The organism is Alicyclobacillus sp. ALC3, from assembly GCF_028751195.1.
Classification (GTDB): domain Bacteria; phylum Bacillota; class Bacilli; order Alicyclobacillales; family Alicyclobacillaceae; genus Alicyclobacillus_L.
This window is the reverse complement of the sequence record NZ_CP066784.1, coordinates 3,333,550-3,358,886: the sequence shown is the minus strand read 5'-3', so window position 1 is coordinate 3,358,886 and position 25,337 is coordinate 3,333,550. Positions and strand designations below refer to the sequence as shown.

25 protein-coding genes and 1 pseudogene are annotated in these 25,337 nt (G+C 57.9%); 6 read left to right on the top strand and 20 right to left on the bottom strand.

Going from position 1 to position 25,337, the window contains the following annotated elements; all coding sequences use genetic code 11:
• From JC200_RS15425 to JC200_RS15370, 12 genes and pseudogenes are all read right to left on the bottom strand, one after another.
• On the bottom strand, positions 1 to 1,440 hold the full coding sequence (locus JC200_RS15425; RefSeq protein WP_274432570.1) for an MFS transporter: 1,440 nt from the start codon (positions 1,438 to 1,440) through the stop codon (positions 1 to 3).
• An 86-nt stretch (positions 1,441 to 1,526) separates the two neighbouring features.
• Positions 1,527 to 2,261, bottom strand: coding sequence for a GntR family transcriptional regulator (locus JC200_RS15420; RefSeq protein WP_274432569.1), 735 nt, complete (start codon positions 2,259 to 2,261; stop codon positions 1,527 to 1,529).
• Positions 2,262 to 2,494: 233 nt separating this feature from the next.
• Positions 2,495 to 2,983, bottom strand: coding sequence for a DinB family protein (locus tag JC200_RS15415; RefSeq protein ID WP_274432568.1), 489 nt, complete (start codon positions 2,981 to 2,983; stop codon positions 2,495 to 2,497).
• 13 nt (positions 2,984 to 2,996) lie between these two features.
• Positions 2,997 to 3,923, bottom strand: a complete 927-nt coding sequence (locus tag JC200_RS15410; protein WP_274432567.1) for a fumarylacetoacetate hydrolase family protein — start codon at positions 3,921 to 3,923, stop codon at positions 2,997 to 2,999.
• 51 nt (positions 3,924 to 3,974) lie between these two features.
• Complete coding sequence (locus JC200_RS15405; RefSeq protein WP_274432566.1) at positions 3,975 to 5,063, bottom strand: cupin domain-containing protein; 1,089 nt, start codon at positions 5,061 to 5,063, stop codon at positions 3,975 to 3,977.
• A 93-nt stretch (positions 5,064 to 5,156) separates the two neighbouring features.
• Entirely contained in the window at positions 5,157 to 6,455 is a 1,299-nt protein-coding gene (locus JC200_RS15400) for a phenylacetate--CoA ligase family protein (protein ID WP_274432565.1), read from the bottom strand.
• An 886-nt stretch (positions 6,456 to 7,341) separates the two neighbouring features.
• Positions 7,342 to 8,166 (bottom strand): IclR family transcriptional regulator, encoded by an 825-nt coding sequence (locus tag JC200_RS15395; protein WP_274432563.1) that lies wholly within the window; start codon positions 8,164 to 8,166, stop codon positions 7,342 to 7,344.
• Between the two features lie 14 nt (positions 8,167 to 8,180).
• Positions 8,181 to 8,963 (bottom strand): IclR family transcriptional regulator, encoded by a 783-nt coding sequence (locus JC200_RS15390; RefSeq protein WP_274432562.1) that lies wholly within the window; start codon positions 8,961 to 8,963, stop codon positions 8,181 to 8,183.
• Positions 8,957 to 9,913 carry an amidohydrolase family protein gene (locus JC200_RS15385; protein WP_274432561.1) on the bottom strand — a complete coding sequence of 319 codons (957 nt, stop codon included), beginning with the start codon at positions 9,911 to 9,913 and terminating at the stop codon, positions 8,957 to 8,959. Before JC200_RS15385 ends, JC200_RS15390 begins: the two co-directional genes overlap by 7 nt.
• 83 nt (positions 9,914 to 9,996) lie before the next feature.
• Positions 9,997 to 10,326, bottom strand: a complete 330-nt coding sequence (locus tag JC200_RS24260) for a 2-hydroxymuconate tautomerase (RefSeq protein ID WP_338000176.1) — start codon at positions 10,324 to 10,326, stop codon at positions 9,997 to 9,999.
• Positions 10,327 to 10,356: 30 nt separating this feature from the next.
• A complete protein-coding gene (locus tag JC200_RS15375; RefSeq protein ID WP_274432560.1) occupies positions 10,357 to 11,130 on the bottom strand; it encodes a 2-keto-4-pentenoate hydratase in 774 nt (257 codons plus the stop codon).
• Positions 11,130 to 11,336, bottom strand: a pseudogene (locus JC200_RS15370) (4-hydroxy-2-oxovalerate aldolase); the annotation flags it as partial. The gene JC200_RS15375 and the pseudogene JC200_RS15370, both read right to left, overlap by 1 nt.
• A gap of 44 nt (positions 11,337 to 11,380) precedes the next feature.
• On the opposite strand from JC200_RS15370, the gene JC200_RS24490 reads away from it, so the two are divergent.
• The 4 genes from JC200_RS24490 to JC200_RS15355 all read left to right on the top strand — a co-directional run bounded on the left by JC200_RS24490 (position 11,381) and on the right by JC200_RS15355 (position 13,488).
• A complete protein-coding gene (locus tag JC200_RS24490) occupies positions 11,381 to 11,458 on the top strand; it encodes a hypothetical protein (RefSeq protein WP_443111915.1) in 78 nt (25 codons plus the stop codon).
• 458 nt (positions 11,459 to 11,916) lie between these two features.
• Complete coding sequence (locus tag JC200_RS15365) at positions 11,917 to 12,303, top strand: hypothetical protein (RefSeq protein ID WP_274432559.1); 387 nt, start codon at positions 11,917 to 11,919, stop codon at positions 12,301 to 12,303.
• Position 12,304: 1 nt separating this feature from the next.
• Positions 12,305 to 12,808 carry a hypothetical protein gene (locus tag JC200_RS15360; RefSeq protein WP_274432558.1) on the top strand — a complete coding sequence of 168 codons (504 nt, stop codon included), beginning with the start codon at positions 12,305 to 12,307 and terminating at the stop codon, positions 12,806 to 12,808.
• Between the two features lie 134 nt (positions 12,809 to 12,942).
• Complete coding sequence (locus JC200_RS15355) at positions 12,943 to 13,488, top strand: C40 family peptidase (RefSeq protein WP_274432557.1); 546 nt, start codon at positions 12,943 to 12,945, stop codon at positions 13,486 to 13,488.
• Between the two features lie 28 nt (positions 13,489 to 13,516).
• Here the strand turns inward: JC200_RS15355 and JC200_RS15350 are convergent, their stop codons facing one another.
• On the bottom strand, positions 13,517 to 15,553 hold the full coding sequence (locus JC200_RS15350) for a molybdopterin oxidoreductase family protein (RefSeq protein ID WP_443111827.1): 2,037 nt from the start codon (positions 15,551 to 15,553) through the stop codon (positions 13,517 to 13,519).
• Positions 15,554 to 15,708: 155 nt separating this feature from the next.
• Between JC200_RS15350 and JC200_RS15345 the strand changes: the two genes are divergently transcribed.
• Positions 15,709 to 16,074 (top strand): retropepsin-like aspartic protease, encoded by a 366-nt coding sequence (locus tag JC200_RS15345; RefSeq protein ID WP_274436568.1) that lies wholly within the window; start codon positions 15,709 to 15,711, stop codon positions 16,072 to 16,074.
• A 24-nt stretch (positions 16,075 to 16,098) separates the two neighbouring features.
• Entirely contained in the window at positions 16,099 to 16,872 is a 774-nt protein-coding gene (locus JC200_RS15340; protein WP_274432556.1) for a YheC/YheD family protein, read from the top strand.
• A 107-nt stretch (positions 16,873 to 16,979) separates the two neighbouring features.
• Here the strand turns inward: JC200_RS15340 and JC200_RS15335 are convergent, their stop codons facing one another.
• The 7 genes from JC200_RS15335 to hpaB form a co-directional block, all read right to left on the bottom strand.
• On the bottom strand, positions 16,980 to 18,650 hold the full coding sequence (locus JC200_RS15335) for a long-chain fatty acid--CoA ligase (RefSeq protein WP_274432555.1): 1,671 nt from the start codon (positions 18,648 to 18,650) through the stop codon (positions 16,980 to 16,982).
• Positions 18,651 to 18,688: 38 nt separating this feature from the next.
• Positions 18,689 to 19,858: an acyl-CoA dehydrogenase family protein gene (locus JC200_RS15330; protein ID WP_274432554.1), complete on the bottom strand. Its 1,170-nt coding sequence runs from the start codon at positions 19,856 to 19,858 to the stop codon at positions 18,689 to 18,691.
• A gap of 106 nt (positions 19,859 to 19,964) precedes the next feature.
• Positions 19,965 to 20,738: an SDR family oxidoreductase gene (locus JC200_RS15325; RefSeq protein WP_274432553.1), complete on the bottom strand. Its 774-nt coding sequence runs from the start codon at positions 20,736 to 20,738 to the stop codon at positions 19,965 to 19,967.
• Between the two features lie 258 nt (positions 20,739 to 20,996).
• Entirely contained in the window at positions 20,997 to 21,563 is a 567-nt protein-coding gene (locus tag JC200_RS15320) for a CcdC protein domain-containing protein (protein WP_274432552.1), read from the bottom strand.
• A 215-nt stretch (positions 21,564 to 21,778) separates the two neighbouring features.
• Positions 21,779 to 22,678, bottom strand: coding sequence for a 2,4-dihydroxyhept-2-ene-1,7-dioic acid aldolase (gene hpaI / locus JC200_RS15315; RefSeq protein WP_274432551.1), 900 nt, complete (start codon positions 22,676 to 22,678; stop codon positions 21,779 to 21,781).
• A 92-nt stretch (positions 22,679 to 22,770) separates the two neighbouring features.
• Positions 22,771 to 23,766, bottom strand: a complete 996-nt coding sequence (gene hpaD, locus JC200_RS15310) for a 3,4-dihydroxyphenylacetate 2,3-dioxygenase (RefSeq protein WP_274432550.1) — start codon at positions 23,764 to 23,766, stop codon at positions 22,771 to 22,773.
• Between the two features lie 13 nt (positions 23,767 to 23,779).
• A complete protein-coding gene (gene hpaB / locus JC200_RS15305) occupies positions 23,780 to 25,261 on the bottom strand; it encodes a 4-hydroxyphenylacetate 3-monooxygenase, oxygenase component (RefSeq protein ID WP_274432549.1) in 1,482 nt (493 codons plus the stop codon).
• Positions 25,262 to 25,337 lie beyond the last annotated feature (76 nt).

Genomic DNA, 25,337 nt, shown 5'->3' with positions numbered 1-25,337 from the left:
TTAAGGAGAAATCTCCTCCAGCTTCTTGCCCTTGGTGCGAATGCCAGTCAGCGCGATGATTGAGCCAATCACCATGAACGCGTTGACCAGGAGCAGCGCGGTGCCGATGCCCATCGTCGGGATGAGCGGCGCGATCACCAGAACGCCAATGCCACCGCCGAGGTGGCCGATCCCGTCGACCAGAGCGAACCCGGTCGTTCGAGCGCGTGCCGGGTAGTGTTCGGCGGACCACGCGTACGTGACAGGCACCCACACATTGAAGCCAAAGAATGTGACAATCGCGCCGATTACTTCAAGGATGAAACTGTGCCCGCCACCGATAGCGATGATGACACCGCCGATGATGGTGATGACTGTGCCCATCGGCAACCAAACCTTACGCTCGATATGGTCGCCCAGCCAGGTCGCGAACAGCGCACAGATGATGAAACCTAAAACGCCAAGTGCTGTGATGAGTCCCGCTTCCGGTGGAGCGTACTTGAGCGAGGTCAGGAACGACGAGAAACCTGCAGCGTACGAGTACACCGTCACATAGCTGAAACCCCACATGAGTAACAGAACAACCGTCCGGCGCAGGTAACGGCCGTTGCCGAAGATGGCCCCGTACGGCGTGGACTTCTGGACTTCTTCGACTATTCCATCGTCAACCGGATGGTCGAGCGGTCCAGATTTTTTGTGCGCAATGGCTTCCATACCACGGACAACTTCATCCGCCTCTTGTACGCGGTTTTGCGCGAGTAGCCAGCGCGGTGACTCAGGTAACTGGAACCGTAAGAGGATACCAACAAGGGCGAGCAGGGCGCCGACAAAATACATGATCCGCCAGCCGTTTGTGAAGTGCGGTCCTGCCATTGCGAACGGGAGCCCCATCGGGAATGGCGTAGACGGTGTGGTGAGCAGCAGCCCGAGCCAGATACCAATGAATGCGCCAACAGCAGACATGATAAAGATGAGAGAGGTATACTTCGCGCGGCCGTGCCGCGGTGCGACTTCGCCGATGTACGTGTTGACAATGGCGAGGTCAGCGCCGATGCCGACACCAGTCAACACGCGGCCAAAGACGAACCACCCGTAGTTGTCTACCATACCCGTGATGAGCGAGCCGATGCCGGTAATCACCATCGTCACAAGCAGCATGTGTTTGCGGCCGACGCGGTCTGACAACGGGCTCAAAATCAGCGTACCAACCACGTAGCCAGCGAGATTTAAGACGACCGGCAGACCCAGGTAGTTGTTGGAGTTCGCCGGCGTACACCCTGGGACGAGCGCGCTACAGGTTTGAATAAAGGACACGTTGATGTCGAAGATATCGTAAAACGTAAACATGAATCCAACGCCGATCACGAACACGAACAGACTGGGTAGTGCCCACACCCTCAACCGATCAAGCCTGGCGTAGATTGAGGATGCCGTCAGCCCCTCCGAAAGTTGTGTTGACACAAGTTATCCTCCTTCTGAATGATTTGTAATATCTAAATACTCATATCGGAGGTTTCCCGCTGAAGCGGGAAACGGTACCGAACTCTTTAGTCGACTGCCAGCCCTGGGTTAAGTGAATTCGTCGTCCGAATACGGTTCCACTCTTCAAACGCTTGAACCGTTGCCAGTTTGTGCGAGCGAGCCGCAGCTTCAATCTCTGCAAACGGTGCCTTGCCTTCCAATAGCGCCAACAAGTGCCGATGTTCAGCCAGTGAGTCTGTTGTGCGATGTGGAATGAGCATGAACACGACACGACGGACTGAGTCAATACGACGCTGTGCGTTGTCCATCTCGTCGAGCAGGTACGCTTGACCAGATGCCTGGCAGATCAACCTGTGAAAGGCTTGGTTGAACTTACTGTAAGATTCGAGGTCGAACTCCTCTCGAGCCTGTTGCATCCGGATGTTGAACTCGCGCAGTTGCGTGAAGTCGGTTGCGGCCAACTTGTCCGCAGCGAGTGCTGTCGCGTATCCTTCCAGGACAGCCAAGACACTCAGTGTCTCAACGTACGACGTTGAGTCGATGTTCGACACTCGCACACCTGCATTGCGTTCATACACCACCAGTCCTTCCGCTTCGAGGCGGCGGGCTGCTTCGCGAACCGGGATCGCACTGCATCCAAGTTCTGTCGCGATTCTGTCGATCACCAAGCGAAACCCAGCGCTGTACGTGCCGTTGATGATCCGCTGCTTGATCTGTTGGTAAGCGATTTCTTGCTTGCTGCGAGTGTCCGTGTTGTCAGCGCCTTCAGCTATCGTCTCCGATCGGCTACGTTCCAGCAAACGTCAAGGCCCCCCGAATCGTCCTGTGCTGTTGTCCGCGGTGAATTCCCTGGCATCCGTACGACCGCAACAACGTGACATCATATCTAAAATCGTATATGATTTCAGATATGATGTAAACAGAAAATTCAGTTCTATATGTGTGATCGCGACGCGCAGATTGGTAAAGGCCGCCGCACGCCCCGGTCGCCCGCCCCGATCGCCATCGGCATCGCCAACCGCCAGCCCCACTCTTACGAGTGGGCGGCGTGATAGGCGGCGTGTGTTCGCTGCAACTGCCCGATGTGCTTCTCGAGGTGTTCCGTGATAAAGTGTCCAAGCTCCCACTCAATTGTCTGTTCGCCAAACTTCGGGTGCGTCCCCGTAACCGACAAGTCTGCGTCCGTCAGTTCGCCAAGGCGAGACAGGGTCACCTGTTCACTCTCCGCGACGCGGCCGAGCAGTTCTTCACTGGTTTCCTGGCCTGTCAACCGGACAGCCTGCAGCCTCTCCTCGTGTTCCATCGTGCGGCCAAACCGGCTGCCCGCGTTGGCGCGCAGTCGCAACACGTCGGTCGTGAAAAAGTTTTCGAACTCCGCAACGTGCGCCAGGATCTGCGCCACGGACCACGCGTTCTCGCCCGGGTGAAAGTGCAGCGCATCCGCCTCAACCCGCTTGGCCGCCTCGGTCAACTCCGCGTGCAGCCGTCGGACCGTTGACTGGATATCCGCGACACTCGCCATGACAATGCCCCCCTCAGTCTTCGACAATGTAATTCGTCAATGTGCCAATCTGCTCAAGCTCCACCCGGACTGTGTCGCCGACCTTCATAAATCCTTTCGGATCCATCGCGACGCCCACACCACCCGGTGTTCCCGTCGCGATGACGTCGCCCGGCTCCAACGTCATGACCTGAGATATGAACGATACAAGCTTCGGTACGTTGAAGATGAGGCGGCCCGTGTTGTCGTTCTGCCGCAGCTCATCGTTCAGCCAGAGCTTGATGCCGAGCGTGTGCGGGTCCGAAATCTCGTCGGTCAACACCAACCGCGGTCCGATTGGCGCGCTCTTGTCAAACGACTTACCTTGGAGCCACTGCGGCGTCCGGTGCTGCCAGTCGCGCACGGTGATGTCGTTGAGCGCCGTGTAGCCTGCGATATACCCCATCGCGTCCGCTTCGTCGATGTAGCGACCGCGCTTGCCAATCACGACGGCGAGTTCCGCTTCATAGTCGAGTTGGTCCGATACGCGCGGAAACGGAACCGAGTCTTCAGGGCCGCACACCGTATTCGGCAACTTTGCGAAAATCACCGGGATGGTTGGGACTTCCCGCTTCATCTCGGACACATGGTCGTGGTAGTTGCGCCCGACGCAGACAATCTTACCGGGGCGCGGCACCGGCGGCGCGAGACGCACTGCGACAGGGTCATAGACGTGGCGCTGCACGGCCTTGCTCTGTGCTGCGTACGCGACGAGTTTGCGTGCTTCGTTCAGCGACCGCTCGCCACCTTCGAGGAAGGCGACCGCGTCTTTTGGCACCAGCGCCTCCGCAAGGCGTCCCGCAATCGGCTCTCCTTGCTGCTCGAGCATCGCGCGGTACGCACAGTGCGCATCGAGGATGCCCATATCCGTCTCAATGCCAAGCCGGACTTCATCGTGCACGTAGAACGACACCAGTTTCATGAACACAAACTCCTCTCGATAGTCATCGGGATCAGCATAATCCCGAAGCGATCACGCTGTAAACGTACCCGTCACCTCCTGCTGCCCCACGGGATGCGCCTCTGCTCGTTCGAGGTGGAGCGCCTCCATGACAGGCAGGTCGTTCGTCGAGAACAAGAAGGCGTCCTCCGCACCCGTGCTGACGTGCTCATGCCACGCCCAGTTCGGGATGCAGAAAGTGTCGCCTTGCTTCCACTCGAACTTCACTCCGTCGATGACAGAGTAGCCTTCCCCGCGGAACACATGGTAAATGGCGCTGTGCACATGCCGGTGCGCGTTCGTGTGATGGCCGCTCGGCAGCTTTTGCATCATCGCACCAATCGTGTTCCCTGCCGCCTGACCGGTCGCCGGGTTGACGTACTCCACGGCGTAGGCGTCAAATGGGTCCGCATCGAGTGTAGACAGGTTGTCGAGTGCAGCTTTGGTCGCGCGCCACTTGAACACGGCCTGCGGCGCGTAGTGGTCGTGCCGGTCTTGAATGGGCCGCAGCCCTGCCGCCGAGTAGCGCAAGGTCGAGTAGTTGTCCGGCCGGGTGACTGGCTGGTTGAATTCGGGGTAGTGTTCGAAGAACATCGCGCCGAGCTTGTAGAGCATCGGGATGTCCAGGCAATCGAACCACAGCATTGGTTCCGAGCCGTCGTGAACGTGGTCGTGCCAGAGGCCGGCGGGCGTGATCAAAAAGTCGCCTTCCTCCATGTACACCCGCTCGCCTTCGACAATCGTGTACGCGCCCTGACCTTGCACGATGAAGCGAATGGCGCTCTGGTTATGCCGATGCGACGGCGCCTTTTCTCCGGGCTTCAAAAGTTGAATGCCTGCGTACAAGGTGTCCGTGAGTGATCCCCAGCCCGACGGTTCGAGGTGCGCGCAACCTGGGTTGCTGAAAAACACGACACGTCGCTCGCCGCCGCGCTCGGGCGTCACAAGTTCACCGGACTCCATCGCAAACGCGGCCACCTCGTCCCACTTCCACAAGTACGGAACAGCGTGGGGCTTCGGTTCCTTCGTCATGATGCTCCCAATTGAGTTCCAGAGCGGACCCAGGTTGCGCGCACGCAAGCGGGCGTAGTACTCGGTCAGACGTTCTTCAATGGTAGACATCGGGATCTCCCTTCCTAGTTCGTCAGCGGGCCGGTGTGCCTGGTTTAGGCCCAGCGGGCTGCCACGCCTCGTTGGCGACTGGCGTGCCTTTCGTCAGCGGGCTAGCGTGCCTGGTTTAGGCCGCAAGTCGAGAATGCGGCGCGCCTTCATTTCAAAGCGTGGCAGTGTGTTGGCGGGTACTGTCTCTACCTCGATGCGCAGGCCAACGCGCTGGCGCAACTTAGAGGCGAGCGGTTGCACCACAGAGTCCGGTGCCTCGACCTGCAGTTTGACCTGCACCATTTCCTCCACCGTCTCGTAGATGATGCGAAACTCCGTCACTTCTTCGAACTCCCGGATGATCGCTTCGAGCGACTGGGGGTAGACGTTGACGCCACGCACCACAACCATGTCGTCGGCGCGACCAAGGATGCCGCCGGGCAGCAATCGGTACGGGTTGCCACACGCGCACGGTTCATCGGAGCGAAGGACGATGTCCCCCGTTCGGTAGCGGATCAGCGGAAATCCGTACCGGCCGAGGTTGGTCAACACCAATTCACCAGTCTCTCCGGAGGCCACCGGTTCGAGCGTCTTTGGATCGACAATTTCAGCGAGAAACTCGCGCTCGTTGACGTGGAGGCCACACTGCTCATGGCATGAGTACCCGTACGCCCCCATTTCTGTCATACCGGAGTGGTCGTAGCACTTGGCGCCCCACGCTGTCTCGATCGCGTCGCGCACAGCCGGAATCGACGCCCCCGGCTCCCCAGCGTGGATGAGCTTCTTCACGTGCGAGTTCCGGATGTCGATCCCGTTCTCCTTCGCTACCTCGGCCAAGTGCAGCGCATAGCTCGGTGTGCACAGGATGACAGTCGCCTCGTTCGTGACAATGCTGGTCAGACGTTCCACCGAACCCTGACCGCCTCCGGCAATCACCAGCGCTCCGAGTTTCTCTGCCCCCTCATAGGCAGCCCAAAACCCGATGAAGGGACCGAAGGAAAAGGCCAAAAAGACGCGGTCGTGTGCCGTGACACCTGCGGAGTGCAGGACGTCTAGCCAGCAGTCCGTCCACCACTCCCAACTCTGCTGGGTGTCGAGCACCTTCAGCGGTTTCCCTGTTGTGCCGGACGTCTGGTGGTAGCGAACGTACTTGGACGCCGGGTAGGAGTGGTTCCTTCCGTATGGCGGGTGCTGCACCTGGTCTTCGACGAGTTCCTGCTTTCGAGTGAAAGGCAATTTCCGAAGCGCTCCCATGTCGCGAATCGGCAGCACTACGTCGTGGAGCTTCTCCCGGTAAAACTCGTTGTACTGCGCTGCGAACAACAATAGTTCATTGAGGCGCCGGAGTTGGTGGACTTCAATGTGTAGGTCTCTGTGATCCCAACTGTCCACATACGTGACGGCGTGCGCCATCTTGCTCACCCCTCCGCAGCCCGTTTCCGGTTTTGTCAATCAGTCATTCTGACTAAGAAAGTAGACGAAATAGAACAGTCAGAATAGACCATGTTCCTCCATAGGAAACACGAGGTTGCAGGAGACCGTCGCGCAGTGGCGCTGATGAGCATGCGGGTTTGGCGCTGATGAGCGAGGCTGCGACGGCGCTTGGTTCCATTTTGATCACTTAGCTGACTGGCGCGCGCTCCTATGTGATCCTTTCGATCACTTAGCCCGCCACCGCGCGCTCCTATGCGATCCTTTCGATCACTTAGCCCGCCACCGCGCGCTCCTATGTGATCCTTTCGATCACTTAGCCGTCCACCACGCGCTCCTATGTGATCCTTTCGATCACTTAGCCGCCCACCACGCGCTCCTATGCGATCCTTTCGATCGCTTAGCCGCCCACCACGCGCCCCTATGCGATCCTTTCGATCACTTAGCCGCCCACCGCGCGCTCCTATGTGATCCTTTCGATCACTTAGCCGTCCGCCGTGCGCCCCTATGCGATCCTTTCGATCACTTAGCTGCCACCGCGCGCTCCTATGTGATCCTTTCGATCACTTAGCCGCCCGCCGCGCGCCCCTATGCGATCCTTTCGATCACTTAGCCGTCCGCCGTGCGCTCCTATGCGATCCTTTCGATCACTTAGCCGCCCACCACGCACTCCTATGTGATCCTTTCGATCACTTAGCCTGCCACCACGCGCGCCTATGTGATCCTTTCGATCACTTAGCCTGCCACCACGCGCTCCTATGTGATCCTTTCGATCACTTAGCCGCCCGCCACGCGTGATTGCGTGGGAACGCCTCAACTCAGCCTCAACTCAGCCTCAACTCAGCCTCAACTCAGCCTCAACTCAGCCTCAACTCAGCCTAGCGGACACCTCACGCGCCAACCGAGTGATAGCCGCTTCTACGTGATCCGGTGATTGCCTCTCAAACCAAGCTTCCGGCGCACTCACGGCGATAACTGCGACAGCCTCACCCAAGCTGTCCGTGATGCAACAGGCAGCCGTGTAGACAGAGTGGTTAGCCGGCTCCGGCGATATCCAAACTCCTCCAGCGCCAACTTTGGGCGAAGTCCTAGATCCCGCCCGTTCCACCCCAGTCCCCTGCCAAGCCCCCGCGCCCGCACGACCGTGGCACTGCGCGGCAGAAGCGCGCGCGGGGAGGCTTGACGCTGCCTCAGCCCCCGGCCTACCCCCTGTCCCCTCCGAGCCTGCCGTGCCCAGCAGAGCCCGACCTGCGACCGTGTCCGCCAGTTTGGTGCGGGTGCCGGCCGGGATCGGCGGATCAACCGCCTTTGGGCCTCTGTAAGACGCGAGGCAAAGTGCTTCATCCCCATCTCGCAACCACAACGCCGTGTTTTGCCCGGTTTCGTCTCGCAGCGCTTTTAGCAGAGCATCCGCCGCCTGCCGAACCGGGTGGAGTTCGCCCGCGATGAGACCGAGTTCAAGCAGCAGCGGGCCAAGCCGGTAACGTCGCGTAATGTCGTCTTGCACCAGCACACCTTCAGCTACGTATGTGCTGACGATGCGTGACACGATACTCTTCGCGAGACCCAGCCGCTCGCTCATCTCAGTCACGCCGAGTTCCGGGTGTTCGTCGCTGAACAAAGTCAGCAGCTGCAGCGCATGCGTCGCAGTCACAAGCGGCTCGTGGTGGTTCGACCTCCCGCCGTCAGGCATGCCGTCACCCCTCTTCACTTCTGCGATCCCGGTGAGCGGCTGCGCCGCACCGCGGTGTAGCCAATACGCTCCGAAATGGCGAGCGCCGTCTGCGTTGCGAGGCGGCCGATGCGACGAACCGCGTCCGGAGTCATAGCCTCGGTCGGGCCTGCGACGCTCACGCTCGCGACCGGACGTTGCTGATAATCGAAGATGGGGGCGCCAACCGATGCGATGCCAATGTCGACCTCTTCGGTTTGGAATGAATAGCCGGTTCGGCGGACGTCATCAAGGGCTCGCAACAGCACAGTCCGGTCGGCGTTTGTCTTTAAGGTCAGCTTTCGCCAACCCTGTGCGAGCACGTGTTGCAACTCCTCTGGATCGAGAAAGGCGAGGATTGCCTTACCTGCTGCCGTAGCGCCTGCCGGGCCGCGACGTCCGACCCTCGAGTAGAGCGGGTGTTCGTCGCGGCTGTCCATGCGCAGCAGCCAGATCACTTCACCGTTTTCGTACGCTGTCAAATGTGCGGTGTGCCCTGTCACCTCTGCAAGGTTGCGGACAAACGGGGTGGCCTCACGCACCATGTCGAGGTGGCGCAGAATGAAGTGCCCAAGTTCAAACATCCGCAGGCTCGGCCGGTACAGCGGCTGACCGTCGACACGTTCAAGGTAGCCGGCTGCAAGCAAAGTTTGCACGGACTTGTTGACTGTGGCTTTGGGGAGGTTGACGGCACGCGTGATGTCGGCGAGCGACAACACCGGACGATCCAACCGAAATGCACGCAGCACTGCCACGACGTTGTGGACAGAACTTAACACGGTGCTTCGCTCTTTTGCAGGAAGGCTTTCACGTGGCGCAGGTCACCGACAGCAGTTGGGGGCCACACAGACAGGTCAAACGGATAATCCGATCCCGGCATCACCCGCTCGGCTCCGACCAACTCAGTCAAAAAGTCCAGAGCCAGCGGGTGCCACAGCACACTGTCGTAGTACATCCGCCGCAGATATTCGGTCGGAGGCGCCGACAGACTTTGTTTGAGTCCGGGCCACACTTCGTAGCCTCGCTCATAGCGCCCAATCTGGTAGGGCAAAAATCCCCCGCCGTGGGCGAGCAACACGCGCGCGTTCGGATAGCGGTCGAGCGTGCCGGAGAGCATCAGGTCGAGGGCACAGAGCGTCGTTTCCCACGGCACGCCAATTAAATTCGGCATGCGGTTCTTCTGAATGCGCGGGTCTTCATTCAATAGCGGATGCACAAAGACAATCGCCTGGTTGGCGTCCGCAACTTCCCAGAACGCCCGCAAGTCCGGAGCCGATAGCAGCACACCACCCGCCCCCGGTCCGACGATCGCGCCGAGCAGCCCCGCACTCAGCGCTGACTCGAGCACGTCTGCGGCACGTTCGCCACCATTCAGCGGAACGGTCGCGAGTCCAGACAAGCGGTCACTGTGCTGAGACACCCATGCCGCCATAGCGTCGTTGTAGACGCGCGCAGCTTCCTCTGTGACCTCGTTCGGGAAGTCATACAGGAACAACTGCGGAATCGGCGAGACCAGGGAGTGAATCACACCTGCCGCTGCCTGGTCTGCCAAGTAAACACGCTCGTCGCGAAAAGCCGCTTTGAACTCAAACGACCACTTTTGGTTCACCGTTAGAAACGGCGCTTTTCCCGGGATCCGTTGCTCCCACGTGGCCGGTACCCGTGTGGGGTTGTCACGCAGCCAGTCGAGAACGGAAGGTGGCACAAAGTGCGTATGTACGTCGTACAAGCGGAACCCTCCTCTGCCTCGACAGCCATCTGTCTTAGATGTGCGGCTCAGGCACCCACAATTCACAGCTTGCGTGCTGCAAGCTACATGTCCGGTCCAGGGCCGTCTACACTGACGGCGCGCTCCATGTCCATCGACGCGGCTTGCTCTGTCTGGCCGGCGCGCGGCACCTTCCCGGTGCTTTCTGCCTCGCCGGCGCGCTCTGCCTCTCCGGCTTGCTCTGCCTCTCCGTGTTCAGCCATGGACTTGCCGCCAACCGCCCAGTGAGACTTCGGGACCTCGTACAGCAGCACCCTGATTGAGTCGGGCGAGTTCCCGAGCGTGCGGCTGACCGCGTCGGTGACTTCCACGATCAGCCTTTGTTTCAGTTCATCCGAACGCCCCTCCAAGATGTTGATCTGGATAATCGGCATCATACGGCCTCCTTCCTGGTGTCCTACAGATTATCCTTCAACTTCGACGAAAATTTCACCCATCCCGTCAAACTCAACGACCACTTCGTCACCAGCGTGCAGGTGAATCGCTTCCGTGATCCCGCCGGTCAAAACCACCATCCCCGGCTCAATCGCCTCGCCCTCGCGGGCGAGCATGTGCGCGAGTTCCACTACCGAGCGCACCGGGTGTCCGAGCACAGCCGCGCCGGCTCCCGTCTGCATGACCTCGCCGTTCTTCTTCATCACGACGCCGACCTGGTCCCATGCGAACTGATACGGCGAATACGCCTGGTCTGCGACGAGGAACTTCGCGCTCGAGGCGTTGTCGGCGACAACGTCCACCAAGGTGAAGGAAAAGTTCCTGTAGCGGCTGTCGATGACCTCCACCGCAGGCATGACGCACTCCGTCGCAAGCCACACGTCGCGCGCCGTGACATCCTCGCCTGCCAGTCGGTGCTTCATGACAAACGCGATCTCCGGCTCTACGCGCGGGTGAATTAGTCCCTGCAGCGAGAGCTGCGAGTCGAACAGCTCCATCGAGTGCAGCAGACGTCCGTAGATGGCCTCGTCGACCCCCACGGAGACCTGCTTCGCTTTGCTCGTCAAGCCCATCTTCCAGCCAACCAGCCTGTCACCTGCGGCAAGCGCATTGTCAATGTTGAAGCGCTGAATGTCGTACGCCTGGTCAACGGTCAGACCGTCGTGACGGAGCGTAATCTTCTCTAACTCGCGGCCCTCTTGCTGATGGCGGTAGAGTTCGTACGCGACTTCTTGCAGGTTCATCAGGCTCTCCCCCTCGATGCAATTTCCAACGCGACGTCGACAATCATGTCCTCTTGCCCGCCGACCACCTTGCGTTTCCCTAGCTCGACCAGCACGTCGCGCGCTTCGACGTCAAACTGCTCGGCCGCGCGGTTGGCGTGCAACAGAAAGCTCGAGTACACACCAGCGTAGCCGAGGGTGAGGCTGGCGCGATCGGGCAAAATCGGCTGGTGCATCCGCCTACATCAGCAAGATTGAGTCCACGCACCCCGTGCGCATCCTCACGCACCTTGGGCGCAAGAACCCCATTCACTGCACCAGGCTGGGGCTGATTCGAATGCGCGTGTAGTGTGCACCGGCCGCACATGCCCTGCGGCCCCTGCAAATAACAGCGGACGACCGCTTATACGACGCCGAGGCATGCCGATCCCGCAACTTAGACGGCCCCCAACCGCTTATGGCCGCGATCTAGGCCCGAAATCGGCCCCCAGAACACCGATAGGCCGCTCTCAACCGCTTGTTCAACGGGATCCGACCGGAATTCAGCCGGATAAACGGCTGTATGCCGTTATTGCGAGCGTGAACATCAGTACATCGGCGTATGACATGCCCATTGCATAAACGAAACAACGAAAGCCGATACTCAGGCGATAGTGACTAGAGAGTTCTACCGGCTACATCAGTACCCTTGTTCAGTTGGTGGCACGTCTTTCTTCTTAGGTGGTCGCTGTGGTCATTGCTCTTGCTACCTGTGTTGCGTGGATTGCAGTCACTGTTGCTTTTCTATGTCCGAAATGGCTCACTCCAATGGAAATGATCTTTCTGTTCTTCGCGGATACAGTTTTCGAACTCGGCTCGTTTTCGGTTCTGCACGTCAACCTACAGTACATTCAAGTCAACCCCGGGGTCGCGAACAGCATCTCGAATTTGACTTTCCGACTGATTGAGCTGCCGCTCCTGTTAGTCACAACATCCAACTTACTGTTGAATCCAGCGCCCATACTCAAATGGGGTGGAGTGATTTCGATCGTCCTATTTACCGTAATGGTGCAACAAATACTAGTCTGGATGGGGGTGCTCAGCATGCATCACTGGAATGTCGCATGGTCCGGAGTCATTGTATGCGTGGCTGTCCTGGCCTCACGAATCATGGCCGGACTGATAAGGAGCACGTCCTCACACGACGCCGCCTAAAATGACAATATATGATCATCAGTTCAATGCGAACGAATGGTACATTCTTGTCGGTCTCGTAATTGGGTTTGCCATCATATTCCGGTTGCCGAAGCGGTTCCCACGCAAGGTCACCTGGACATTCTTCATGTGCGGAGTGTACAGCGGATTCTTCTTTGACCACTCCATTGGCATTGAACCGGTTAGTTTCTACGATGTGAACGACCGGTCGACTTTCGAGTTGTTTGACTTTATCTCCTTTTGGACATACGGTCCCGTCTCTTACCTATTTTTTTACATCTGGGACTGGTTGCGGTGGCAGTTTCGGACGCTCCCCATCTATATCTTTGCATGGGCGTGCATCCATCTGAGCTTGGAGTGGTTAGGTTGGTCTCTCGGCGTGTTCCATTACCAGCACGGATATACCATCGCGTACTCCTTTCCAATTTATCTCATAACCTTGAGTCTGTGGAGTGTGTTGTATTACTACTATCAAGGACTAGTGGCGCGCCGGCGAAGTTTGTGATTGCCTTCACAGCAAGACGACGTCCCCAGATGTAGAAACTATTTTCGAACACCTTTTTACATCTGCGCCAGTTACCACTATTGACCTCCGCGTCAGAGTACACTATGGTGGACTACACCATGGGAGGGACGGATGTGGCCCGACTGAACAGACGTATTTTCGCCTACATGGTCGGCGTATTTTTCGTCGGCGTTGCGGGGACACTGGTCGTTCTTGAATGGAATTTGCACAGCAACAGCAACAGCACAAGCAAAGACACCCATACTGCTCCTCGCGTGCCGAAAGTGGTGATAACCGCTTCTGCACCGACGCCACTGGCATCGTATCGACGAGAGAAAATTTATAATACTGTCAAGCAGCTTCTTGCAAATCCGCCCGACCAGCCGCTCGACGCTTCCGGATTTGTCCAATATGTCTATGAGCAAGCTGGCATTACTCTCCCACGGACTGTGCAGGAACAGTCCACAACCGGTAGTCCAATTACCAACCCAGCACAATTGCAAGAGGGCGATTTGGTCTTCTTCAGCAGTACGCCCGGAGTTAGCCAAGTTACGTTTGATGGCATCTACATTGGCAATGGTCAAGTCGCCGGTTTGACGACGCACGGGCTCCGGGCCTTTGCGATTTCCAACACATACTGGAGGCCATTGTTTCAATTTGGCGTGACAGTATCTAACTGATGTTCTCAAGCTGAAGCAATGAAGGTCGCTATGTGAGCGGCCTAACTTCCACTCGAGTAGAAAAGAATGTCGCGCCGCCGCCCATATCCGCGATCCTCTGTGAAGTCAGCATATTTACGGATTGGTAACCCAGGTCATCGTCATCCCACCACAGTCCCTGTGAAATGACGAGCCCTGGTTGCACATCCGTGGTAATGTCCGCTAGCAAAACGATTGAGCCTCTGTCATTGAAAACTTTCACAAGCTGTCCCTGCTCGACGTTTCGGTGCTTGGCATCGGCTGGGTGCAGTTGCAGTGTAGGTCGTCGTTCTGCCGCCATCAGCACAGGGACGTTCCCCCCTGTGGAGTTTAGAAAGTGATGATTCGGTGGTGTTGTAAAATACAGAGGGTAGTGATCGTCTTCGCGTAACCCCTGATGTGTAGGGAGCGGAGCAAGTCCTGCGCGCTCCATCTGCTTCGAATACAAAGCGACCTTTTTCCCGGTCGGAGTCGGAGCCCCGGTCCTATGCCCAGTCTCGAAGTCAGCAGGCAATTTCACCCATCCCTGATCGCTTAGTGTCTGAAACGTGACCCCTCGTAAATACGGGTTGTTCTCATTTTGCAAAGCTGTCTCAATCATTTCTTGTTCCGTATCATCAAAGCACGCCTCCGTAAACCCCATGACCTTTGCTAAGTCTTTAAACAACGTAAAATTCGACTTGGATTCTCCAACTGGTGAAATGACTGGTTCATTCAATTGAAGGTATAAGTGCCAGTAGGATTTGTACAAGTCGAGATTCTCAAAGTGACTCGTTGCAGGTAACACAAGGTCTGCATAGTTACAGGTGTCCGTGAGAAAGAGGTCGTGAACAACAGTAAAAAGATCGTCCCGTAACAATCCCTGCCGCACTTTGGTTTGGTCAGGCGCAACCTGCGCAGGGTTAGAGTTATAGACAAAGAGAACCTTGACTGGTCGTTCTGTCTCGAGCAAAGCATCGCCTAGTTGGTTCATGTTGATGGAACGCGGCAGTGGACGAGGAAGCAAATCTGGCCGTTGCAACGCTCGTGTATTCAAAGCGGCGTAATAGCTGTTCCCTTTCAGTGCTCCTCCCCCGCGAATCCCCCACTGACCTGTGAGAGCCGGCAGGCAGGCAATCGACCGCACAATCATACCGCCATTGTCATGATGCTGCAGACCGTTGCCAATTCGAATGAATGAAGGCGTCGTGGTTCCGTACAACTGTGCCAGGGAACAGAGGTCTTCTACAGACACCCCTGTCGTGACTGAGACCTTCTGCGGCGTGTACTGCGAAACATGTTCCTTAAGTTGACCTGAACCTAGCGTGTATTCGTCGACGAACTCTTCATCAATCAAGTGATCGCGAATGAGAATGTGCATCATACCGAGTGCCAATGCTGCGTCGGTGCCAGGCCTGATTTGAATGAACCAATCCGCCCATTTGGCTGAGCGGTTGTTGTGGACGTCAATGACCACGATTTTTGCACCGCGCTTGCGCGCTTGCTCTGCGAGCAACATTTGGTGCATGTTCGTGCTGACCACGTTGCAGCCCCAAAACAGAATGAGTTTGGCGTAGATACTGTCTTCCGGGTCCGTGCCCGCAGTTGCACCCATTGTGTATGCAAATCCTGCTGATCCAGCCGAATTGCAAATCGTTCGCTCAAGTCGGCTTGCACCGAGGCGATGGAAGAATCGTCGGTCCATGCCTTCCGCGTTCAAAACACCCATGTTCCCGTAGAAACTATAGGGAAGAATCGATTCCGCGCCGTGCTTTTCAATCGCAGATTCAAACTGACGTTTTATTTCGTCGTACGCCTCGTCCCAAGAAATCCGCTCAAATTGCATGGCTCCTTTTGGCCCTGTTCGTCTCATCGGATGGAGCAACCGGTCCGGGTGATGCACTCGTTCTGGGAACCTGCGAACTTTATGACAGATGGCGCCCTTTGTTACGGGATGGTCAGGGTTGCCCGCGACCCGCGTGATTTTCCCATCCTCAACGTCAACCATAAGACTGCAGGTATCTGGACAGTCAAGGGGACAGACAGACCTCATACGTTGCACGTGCATTTCCTCACTTCCCCGAATCACCGAATAACGGAATTATACTCGCTGCTTCAATGCCCCCTACAGGACTGCATGCCCCGGCGCTAAGCACAGGCTTTCAACAACTGCCCTGCATATGTTTGAGACAACGCCTTGAAGAGGTGGTTCAATTGAAACGGGTGACTTTCGTGCGCGGGCAAATTCGTCGAGACAAATTTTTCTTTCCTTGCCTTGTCAATCAACAGCGAGTTAAAAATGTCGTACTCGACACTGGTGCATTTGACTTCGTGCTGTCTGACTCGATTGCCGGGCAACTGCGCTTAGTTCGCGAAAAGGCGGTAGTCGTGCGCGGCGTCTCCGGATCGGCACGGGCGTGGACTTCTCACTGCAACCTCACGGTTGGCAAGGAGAAGTTTGTAAACGTCCCCTGTATCATCATGCAAGACTTGCCGTTCGAAGCGTTGTTTGGCCTCCGCTTCTTTGTCGATCACGGTTATCAACTGCTGCTTGACCCGAAAACAGCGACCTTAAGTTTCCTCCGGTGATTCGGGCAGAAAGGGTGAACGTCTGTGCAACGCATCGTAGATAGGCTTGCTAAGTGGAAAATGCACCGTTTCTACAGCAAACACCCGAAAATCTCGCAGTACTTGCCATCCACAGCGAAACTCACCAAGGATTCTCTGGAAAACTATATCAGGCTGTACCGTACGGTGTACGTGAAAGCCAACACGATTCATACAGGGCGCGCCATTGTAAAGGTGTGGCCAACCCACAATGGGTACCATTTTGTACGTGTGCGCGGAAAAGTGCAACACGCCGACTCAGCCTCTCACCTCATCAACAAAGTGAGGGAAATTGATGCGAAAGACCTGTTCCTCGTGCAAGAGGCGATTGACGTCGCAGAGATGAATGGACATCCGTACGACATCCGAGTGATGATGATGCGAGACGGTGCGCGAAATTGGCAGTTTGCTGGTATGGTCGCCAAAGTAAACGGATCGGGCAGCGTGGTGTCGAATGTCCGGCGCGGTGGCGGGTTTGTACTTCCAGTCGCAACCGCCCTGGCAAAGTCCGGATTTGCCCCCGTCGAGGTGCGACGCATCAGAAACGAACTCATTACGTTAAGCAAACAGATTATCAAGTACTCCGAGAAATATCCGTTCTTTTCATATCAGTGCGGCATTGACCTAGCAGTAGACAAAGCCGGAAAGCCGTGGATTATCGAAGTCAACCTTCACAATCCATCGCACGGCCTGTTCAAACAGTTGAAGGACCAGACGTACTACAAACGCGTCCGTAAACTGTACCGTGATTACCGACAGCACAACAGTCGGCTAATCTGACAGTCCGCATCGCCTGACGCACAGTCAGTGGATAGAAACGCCAGAGGAAGCGAAGTGCCGGTGGGGCGACTACAGGCTGAGATTCGGCAGCACGATGGCCTGAGAAGCTAGGCCTTCGTTGCCGCCCAAGCCCGCTCCTGTAACTCGCGCCACTGCACCTTGCCTGTGGCGGTCATCGGCAATGAGTCTACGAACTCCACAATGCGCGGCCGCTTGTACGCAGCCATCCGATCGTGCGTCCACTCCATTATCTCGTCTTCAGTCACCCGCCCTTTCCAGTCGGCGCGCAGCACAATAAACGCCTTTACCGTCTCGCCGCGCCGCTCGTCCGGAACGCCAATCACGCACGCCATCTGCACGGCTTCGTGGTCGTACAGCATGGACTCGACTTCCGTTGGCCACACTTTGAAGCCCGACGCGTTGATCATCCGTTTGAGTCTATCAATATGAAAGAAATATCCTTCGTCGTCGTATCGGACCAAGTCGCCTGTGCGGAAAAAGCGCTGGCCATCGAGTTCCACAAACGCCTTCTCGTCTTCCTCTGGACGATTCCAGTAGCCGTGGAAAACTTGCGGGCCACGTACGAGAAGTTCCCCGTCCTCGCCGACGCCGACTTCATCCAGATTGTCCGGGTTGACAACGCGGGCATCGACGTCAAACGACGGGATCCCCATACACTGTAGCTTCGGATGATCAGGCGGGTTGAAGTGGGTCTGCGCGATGGTCTCAGACAGCCCATACCCTTCGGTGTAGCGCACACCAGTGAATTGGAACAGGCGCTGCCCCACGGCCTCCGGGAGCGTCGCACCACCGCCGCCCACCGACTGCAGTGACGAGATGTCGTAGTTTGGTAGATTCGGGTTTGCGAGAAAGTCGATGAGCATCGTGGCAATGTTCGTCCACACAGTGCAGCGATTGTCCTCAATCAGCTGTGCCGCCGTCTCACGGTCCCATCGGGTCATGAGCACCGCGGTGCTGCCGATGTAGAGAGGCAGGTGCATGCTGTGAATCATTCCAGTCACGTGAAACAAGGGCAGGACGCACAAAGCGACGGACTCCGAGTTTGCGCCGCGGCCCATGGCGCTACCGACGACGTTCGCCATGACCGTGCGGTGCGTGTGAATGCAGCCTTTCGGCTTCCCTGTGGTCCCCGACGTGTACGGCAGCACGGCGACGTCGTCACAGGTAGCGCCGACATCTTCAAAGGAGCGACCTAAAGCAAGCGCGTCTGCCCAGGCGCGCAGACCAGGTCGGTCTGAGTCCCGGCGCTCGGCCTTCACAACGTCAGGCAGGTTGTAAGGACCGTCGGCGAACACGTACTCCCCGTACGCAGTAACGAGAATCTGGTCGAGAACAGGTTCTGCAAGCAGTGGCTCGATGCGGTCTAGCAGTTCCTGACCGACGACGGCAACCCTCGTGCCGCAGTCCTCGATGTAAAACCGCAGCTCGTCAGTCATGTTCATTGGGTTCATCGGCACGACTACCCCACCAACGGCGAGGATACCGTAGTAGGCGATAAAGAACTGAGGCGAATTCTGCATGTAGAGGAGGACGCGGTCGCCCTTTTTGACGCCACTTTCGCGTTGCAGGTAACCCGCGATGGCGTTTACCTGCAGCAGCAGTTGCCCGAACGTCAAGCGGTTCCCGTAGTAGTTGACAACGGTCTTGTCAGGGTAGCGCTTGGCGCTGATTAGCAGGTTGTCGTACAGCGTGGTTTTGGGAACGGTCAGCGACTTCGGCGTTGCCTCCGGCCAAACGGCAAAGTGACGCGTGAACATGGCACCCTCACCTTTCTGACACTTTATTCCACAACACCTCAGTCCATCAACTCGCCGACCTTGACGTGGCCTTTCAAGAGGTTGCGCGCGATGATGTAGCGCTGAATCTCGTCGGTACCGTCGAAGATGCGGAACAACCGCACTTCGCGGTACCAGCGCTCGAGCGGCAGTTCCTTCGTGTAACCCATGCCGCCGTGGATTTGCAAGGCGCGGTCGACGACTTGGTTGGCCATATTCGCGCCGTACAGCTTGGAGAGCGACGCCTGGTGCCGGTTGTCGAGCCCTTGGTCGAGCATCCACGCGGCGCGCAGCGTGATCCACTTGGTCGCCTCAATTTCCACGGCCGAGTCTGCAATCATCCACTGGATGGCCTGGCGGTCCGCAATCGGCTTGCCAAAGGTCACGCGCGAGTTCGCGTGGTCAATCGCCATCTGGAGGACTCGTTCCGCAATGCCGATGCCCCGCGCAGGGATGACCCAGCGAGCGTTGCCAATCCACTGGAACGCGAGGCGCAGTCCGCCGCCAATCGGCCCGAGGATGTTCTCTGCCGGCACGCGCACGTCTTCAAACACGAGCGATGCCGGTCCCCACTCGCCCATTGTCTGAATCGGCTCCGAGCGCCAGCCCATCGCTCGGTCAACGAGGAAACAAGTGATGCCTTCGTGCGGCCCCTTTGTTTTGTCCGTCCACGCGAACACCATCGCGAAGTCCGCCTCGTTGCCGTTCGTGATGAATATCTTCTCACCGTTCAGGATGTACTCGTCGCCGTCTTTCACGGCGGCCATGCGGATGTTGCCGGCGTCTGAGCCCGCTCCTGGCTCCGTCAAAGCGAAGCAGGACCGGCGCTCGCCTTCAATCGTCGGAATCAGGTAGCGCTCTTTTTGCTCTTCATTGCCGAAGTAGAGAATGTTGTCGGCAGTGCCGCCGAAGCTGAACGGCACAAACGTGCGGCCGAGTTCCATCAGGAGGAGCGCCGTCATCATCGAACCGAGGTTCGCGCCACCGTACTCCTCCGGCGTGTTGATGCCCCAAAAGCCCAGTCGCTTCGCCTTCTCCTGCAGTTCTTTCGCCAACTCCGGGCTGACGCCTGGGCGACCTTCGCGCTCGTTGCGCAGCACGTCTGGCTCGAGCGGCATGAGCTCTTTTCTCACGAAGTCACGAATCGTGCGTTGGACCATTTTCTGTTCGTTGCTGAGTGTAAAGTCCATCTGACGCCTCCGTTTCTGGTATTCCAAGTGTCGTGTACATCGCTTGTAAGCGCTGACTCGCGAGTCCGCAACTGACGCAACATGTCAGCGCCTGTGTTCGTCTGTGTTAGCGCGCCACCGAACCACCGTCGACCGCCAGTGTCTGCCCCGTCACGTAGTCGGACGCCGCTGAAGCGAAGTAGAGGGCTGCCCCCTGCAAGTCACGCTCGCCGCCGACGCGCCGCAGCGGGGTGAACTGGGATATCGCCGACCCCGCCTTGTCGAGCACGTCCTTTGTCATCTTCGTAGGGAAGAAGCCTGGGGCAATGGCGTTGACGTGGATGTTGTAGCGCCCCCACTTCACCGCGAGGTCCATCGTCATCGAGATTATTCCGCCTTTGCTCGCGCTGTACCCGACCGTATCAAGCACCTCCGGGAAGTTGCCGCGAAGGCCCGCGACAGAGGCGATGTTCACGACCTTGCCGCCGCCGTTGTCCTTCATGTGGTTGCCGACCGCCTGCGACATCAGGAAGGTGCCAGTCAGGTTGGTCTGCACGACTTTCATCCAGGCGTCGTACGGCATTTCGAGCGCTGGTGCGCCCCAGGTTGCACCACTGTTGTTGACGAGGATGTCCACGTGGCCGAAGTGCTCGATCGACTGTGCCACAACTTCCTGCACGGATTCTGGCTGTGTGACGTCGAGCGCCAGCGCCAGTGCCTCGCCGCCCTGCGCCTTCAACTCCTCCGCGACCGTCTCGCAGTTCTCTACGCGCCGCGAGCAGAGCACCACTTTGGCGCCTGCCTCGACGTAGGCCTGCGCGATCTGCTGGCCTAGCCCACGGCCACCACCCGTGATGATGGCCACCTTGTTGTCTAGTCGGAATAAGTCCAGTACGTTCACAACGTCACACTCCTGTCCATGCCGGTTCCCCGGCTGATGTGGCATGAAACTGAACTGCGAATGTCCGCCTGAGCCCGTTGCGAACTTTGACTCCCTCTCAGATTACCAACCGACTAGTCGGTTGTGAAGGGCATGTGACACCTGTTTTGTGCACACAGTCGGAATCTTCACATCAATTCTACTACCAATTTTACGCAGTATGTCCCCGCTGAGAGAGATTCTCGGTAGATGTTGCAGCCGCTGCATTCACATTACGTGTTAGTACGGACGTTCGTCCGCTTCGGTGGCAGGTTGCACTTCGAGGTGTTTTTCCTTGCGAATGAGAAAGGCAAAATACACGATGTAATAGGCGATGAGGATAAAGAAGATACCCGCAGTGATGGGTTCGTGAGCGTAAGCAGAGAGTTGCGCCTGATTGGCCGCCTGCCCAGATGCCGCGCTGCTAATCAGTGCGGAGTCCTGGTAGACTTGAAAAGCCAGCCTGCCGACAAACAGCACAATGAGGATCACGCCAATCCACGGGTGGGGCCGATAATACCATTCGCCTGACCGGCGTTCGAATGCAGTCGTGCGGATGGCATAGTAAGCGATACCAGCGCCGATGAGCGCACCGATTGCATCATATACATAGACGGTAGGATAGACGACCGCCGCCGCTAGGATGAGAACACCGACCACGCCAAAGAGGACCATTCTCGTGACAAGGCGGCTTCTGACAAACTTCTGAAATCCCACGGTGCGACGCACCCTGCGGTACAGGGCAAACGCGACCAACAACACGAAGATAATGGGCGTAGCGCTGTGCATGGCGCAAATCAGCTCCAATTCGTAATCTCGTTCGGGACCTCAGAAGATACTCCGCGACTCAAGCCGCCGCTTCATCATGGCAGGCACCCGCCCCGTGGAGGGTGCAGTCGCCCAGATTATATCACAGGGCAAGCCGAACGCATTGAGGCGAACACCCGGTTCATCGGCGCGTAGAAGCCAGTTGAGGATCACGACCGTGATCCTCAACGTTGCAACCTCTCCGCTCTGTTTGTTCAGCCCTGCACTGACACCAAATTGTACTTGGCGAGCACCGCACGCAAGTCTTCCTGCATCTTCTCGGACGGCAGTGCCATTGGGCTGCGGACGATGGGCTTAATCTGCCCAGTCATACCCATGCAGGCCTTCAGTGGCCCCGGGTTGGTCTCCCAGAACAACGCCTCGTTCAGTTCGAGCAGGTAGTAGTGCAGGTCAATCGCTTCTTTCCACTTGCCTTGCTCGACGAAGTTGTAGATATCAGCGACTTCGCGCGGCAACAGGTTCGCCGTCGCGCTCACGTGGCCCGCGCCGCCGAGGGCGAGCATCGGGTAGCACAACAGCTCAATTCCGGAGTAGACCAGGAAGTCCCGCCCGACCTGGTGCAGGACGTGGCTGACCTGCTCGAAGTTCTTGTTCGACTCCTTGACGCCGATGATGTTCGAGCAGTCGCGCCGCAGCCGCGCCATCGTCGACGGCTCCATGTTCACGCCTGTGCGGCCGGGGATGTTGTAGATCACGATGGGGATGTCGACGGAATCTGCCACCTCACGGAAGTGGCGATACAGCCCCTCCTGTGACGGTTTGTTGTAGTACGGGACGATGACGAGCGCTGCGTCCGCGCCAATCTTCTCGGCGAACTTGGTCAGGCGCATCGTCTCCGCGTGGTTCGTCGACCCGCTGCCGAGTACCGTCGGCACGCGGCCTTTCACCTGATTCACCGTCACTTCGAGCAGATACTCGCGCTCTTCGATCGTGAGCGAGCTCGGCTCCCCCGTCGTGCCTGCACAGGAGATGCCGTGGCTTCCGCTCTCAATCTGCCAGTCGATCAGCGTCCGGTATGTGTTCTCGTCAAACGACCCGTCTTCCTGAAACGGCGTGACCATTGGGACGATGGATCCGTGAAACTTCTCTGCCATTCGTGTGCTCCCCCCATCACCATGCTGAAGCTGGACACTCAACGCGGCGGGGCGCCAACGGTCTTCGCTGAGCCGCCGCCGCAACTGACCCCTTACTTAATAAACTCGTGCAGGTTCGCAGCCGTCTCAACCGTCAGCTGCTCGCGCGTGTGACCGGTCGACAAGTCGACCACCGACGACGCCTCCTGCCACCAACTGTCCGGGGTCTTGTGGCCCCACAGCGTCTGGCGGCGCGGGTCCGTGTTGCTCCAGCGAATTGGCTCCATGTCCGGGTCAAGCGTCAGGTAGTCGCTGGTGTAGAGCTCGATGCGGTGACCATCCGGGTCACGAAGGTACAAGAAAAACGCATTTGAGATGCCATGCCGGCCTGGGCCGCGCTCTATGTGCTCGTGCAGCCCCGCGCCACCGAGAATATCGCAGACGTGGATGATACTCGTCATGTCCTCCATCCAAAAGCCGATGTGGTGGACGCGCGGACCGATGCCCTTCATGATGGCGAGGTCATGCACACTCGGCTTCTTGTGCATCCAAGCGGCAGATTTCTGCCGCGGCTCGTCGTCCGACTCCACGAATTCGGACAAGCGGAACCCGAGTTCACCCATCCAGAAGTCGAGCGCGTCGTCAAACTGCGGCGCAAAGCAGTTGAAGTGGTCAATCCGGCGCACCGCGCCACCTTTGTGCAAGTGGTAGAGCTGGTTGTACGACTCGACGTTCTCCATCTCGGCGAAGTACTCTACCGGGAACCCGAACGGGTCTTGCACGAGCAGCGCCCGACCTTGGCCAGCCTCCTCGCCCGCTTCGCGCCAACGTGGCGTGCAACCCTTCTGTACGTAGAAATCGTAGAGCTTTTCGAGGTCTTCGTCACTCTCCACCCGAAACGCCAAGTGATGGACCGCTGGCTCCTCGGACTTCGTCAGCACCAGGCTGTGGTGCAACCGCTCCTCGACGCCGCGCAGGTACAGTTGTGTCGGTGTCTCCTCTGTCACGATGAAGCCGAGCAGGTCGTAGAACGCGCGCGACCTCTCAAGGTCCTTGACTTGCAGTTCGACGTGCGCCGCGCGCAGGATGTGATACGGATCGAATGCCATGCGCTTCGCCCCCTTACTCTACCAGCACAGGGGCGTCGGCTGTTACGACTTCGTCCCGGTGCAGAAAGTCTTTCACGCGGCCTACCATCGGAGTTTTGTCGTAGCTCGTGTAATACGTCATGGACATGCGAATCGGGTCACCGAAGAAGTAGCGCTCGTAGAGCACCTGGCGCGATCCAAAGGCCGAAAGCGACGCGTCCCATGCCAGCCGGAACAGGCGCAGACGCTCCTCGGCACCAGTGTTGCGCGCGACAAGGTACTTCTCGATGTCGGTTTTCACCGGACTCTCGAGGTCGCTCTCGCTCGGAATCGCCATCAGGCCGCTGGCGCCGAGCAACTGGATGATCTCGATAAGCCGCGGATACGTCTTCGGGAAGATGTTACGGGCCGCGTTGAGCGGCGCCCACGCTGGGGTCATCACACCCCACTCGTCAATCTGTGCGTCCGCTTCCGATGCGCGCACAAACGCCTTCATCGTCTCGACCGCCAGGATGATTTCCGACACCTTCTCCTGGACGTGTTGGAACTGGCCGATCCCGATGGCGTCCACAATACTCTCCGCAATGCCGAGGACGAACTCGGCCTTCGCGATGTTCTTTTGCAGCACCTGGTAGGTCATGTGGACGGTCGCGTGCGTCGTCATGTGCAAGGTGTTGCAGAGCTTCGCGTTCTCCATCAGGAAGACCCGGTTCCACGGCACCAGCACGTCGTCGAACACGACGACAGCGTCCATCTCTTCAAAGCGGGATCCTAATGGATGGTCATAGTGCGACTTGCCGTAGTCGAACGTCTCGCGGCAGAGGTAGCGCAGTCCCGGGGTCGAATTCGGGATCGCGAAAGCAAATGAATACGGGTTGTCCTCTTCGGTGCCTTTGAGCAGGGTGGAGGGGAAGACCATGATTTCGTCCGTAATGGGTCCTTGTGTCGCGAGCAGTCGCGCACCGCTAATCACGACACCTTCGTCATTCTTCTCCACGACGTGCGCGGCCACATGCGGGTCGGCTTGCTCGTGGGTGCTGACACCGCGGTTGACCTGCGGGTTGATGAGCGTGTGTGTCATCGACAGGTCGTTGTCGCGGACGTACTTGTAGTACTCGACGATGTTGCCGCCAAACAACGGGTCGTTCTGGGCAAAGTACTCGGACGCCTGGCTCATCGCCATCAGCGCGCTGTTCAGGTAGTCCGGCGAGCGGCCCATCATGCCGCCGGTATAGTCGGCCCAGCGCTTCATCGCCTTGCGGCGGCGCACCAGGTCATCCTGCGTCTTTGGCACGAGAAAGGTCATGCCGTAGCGCTCACCGTTCTCTTCGTAGGTCATTTCGTCCTGCAGCGCTGGGTCATGCTGCATGTCGTACAAGGCTGCCATGCTCTGCACGACGTTCTTGAACGCCGGGTGCTCCGAAATCTTGCCTTCAACTTTTTTACCGTCGATCCAGATGTCGTGTTCTGCGCTATCCAGCCGGTCGATGTAGTCCTTGCCGGTTCTCGCTCCCATCCGCTTCTCAACCCTCTCCGTAAAAGATAGCGTTTGCATGTCGGCCTGCGGCAGGCCGAACAACTGCGGTTGACCG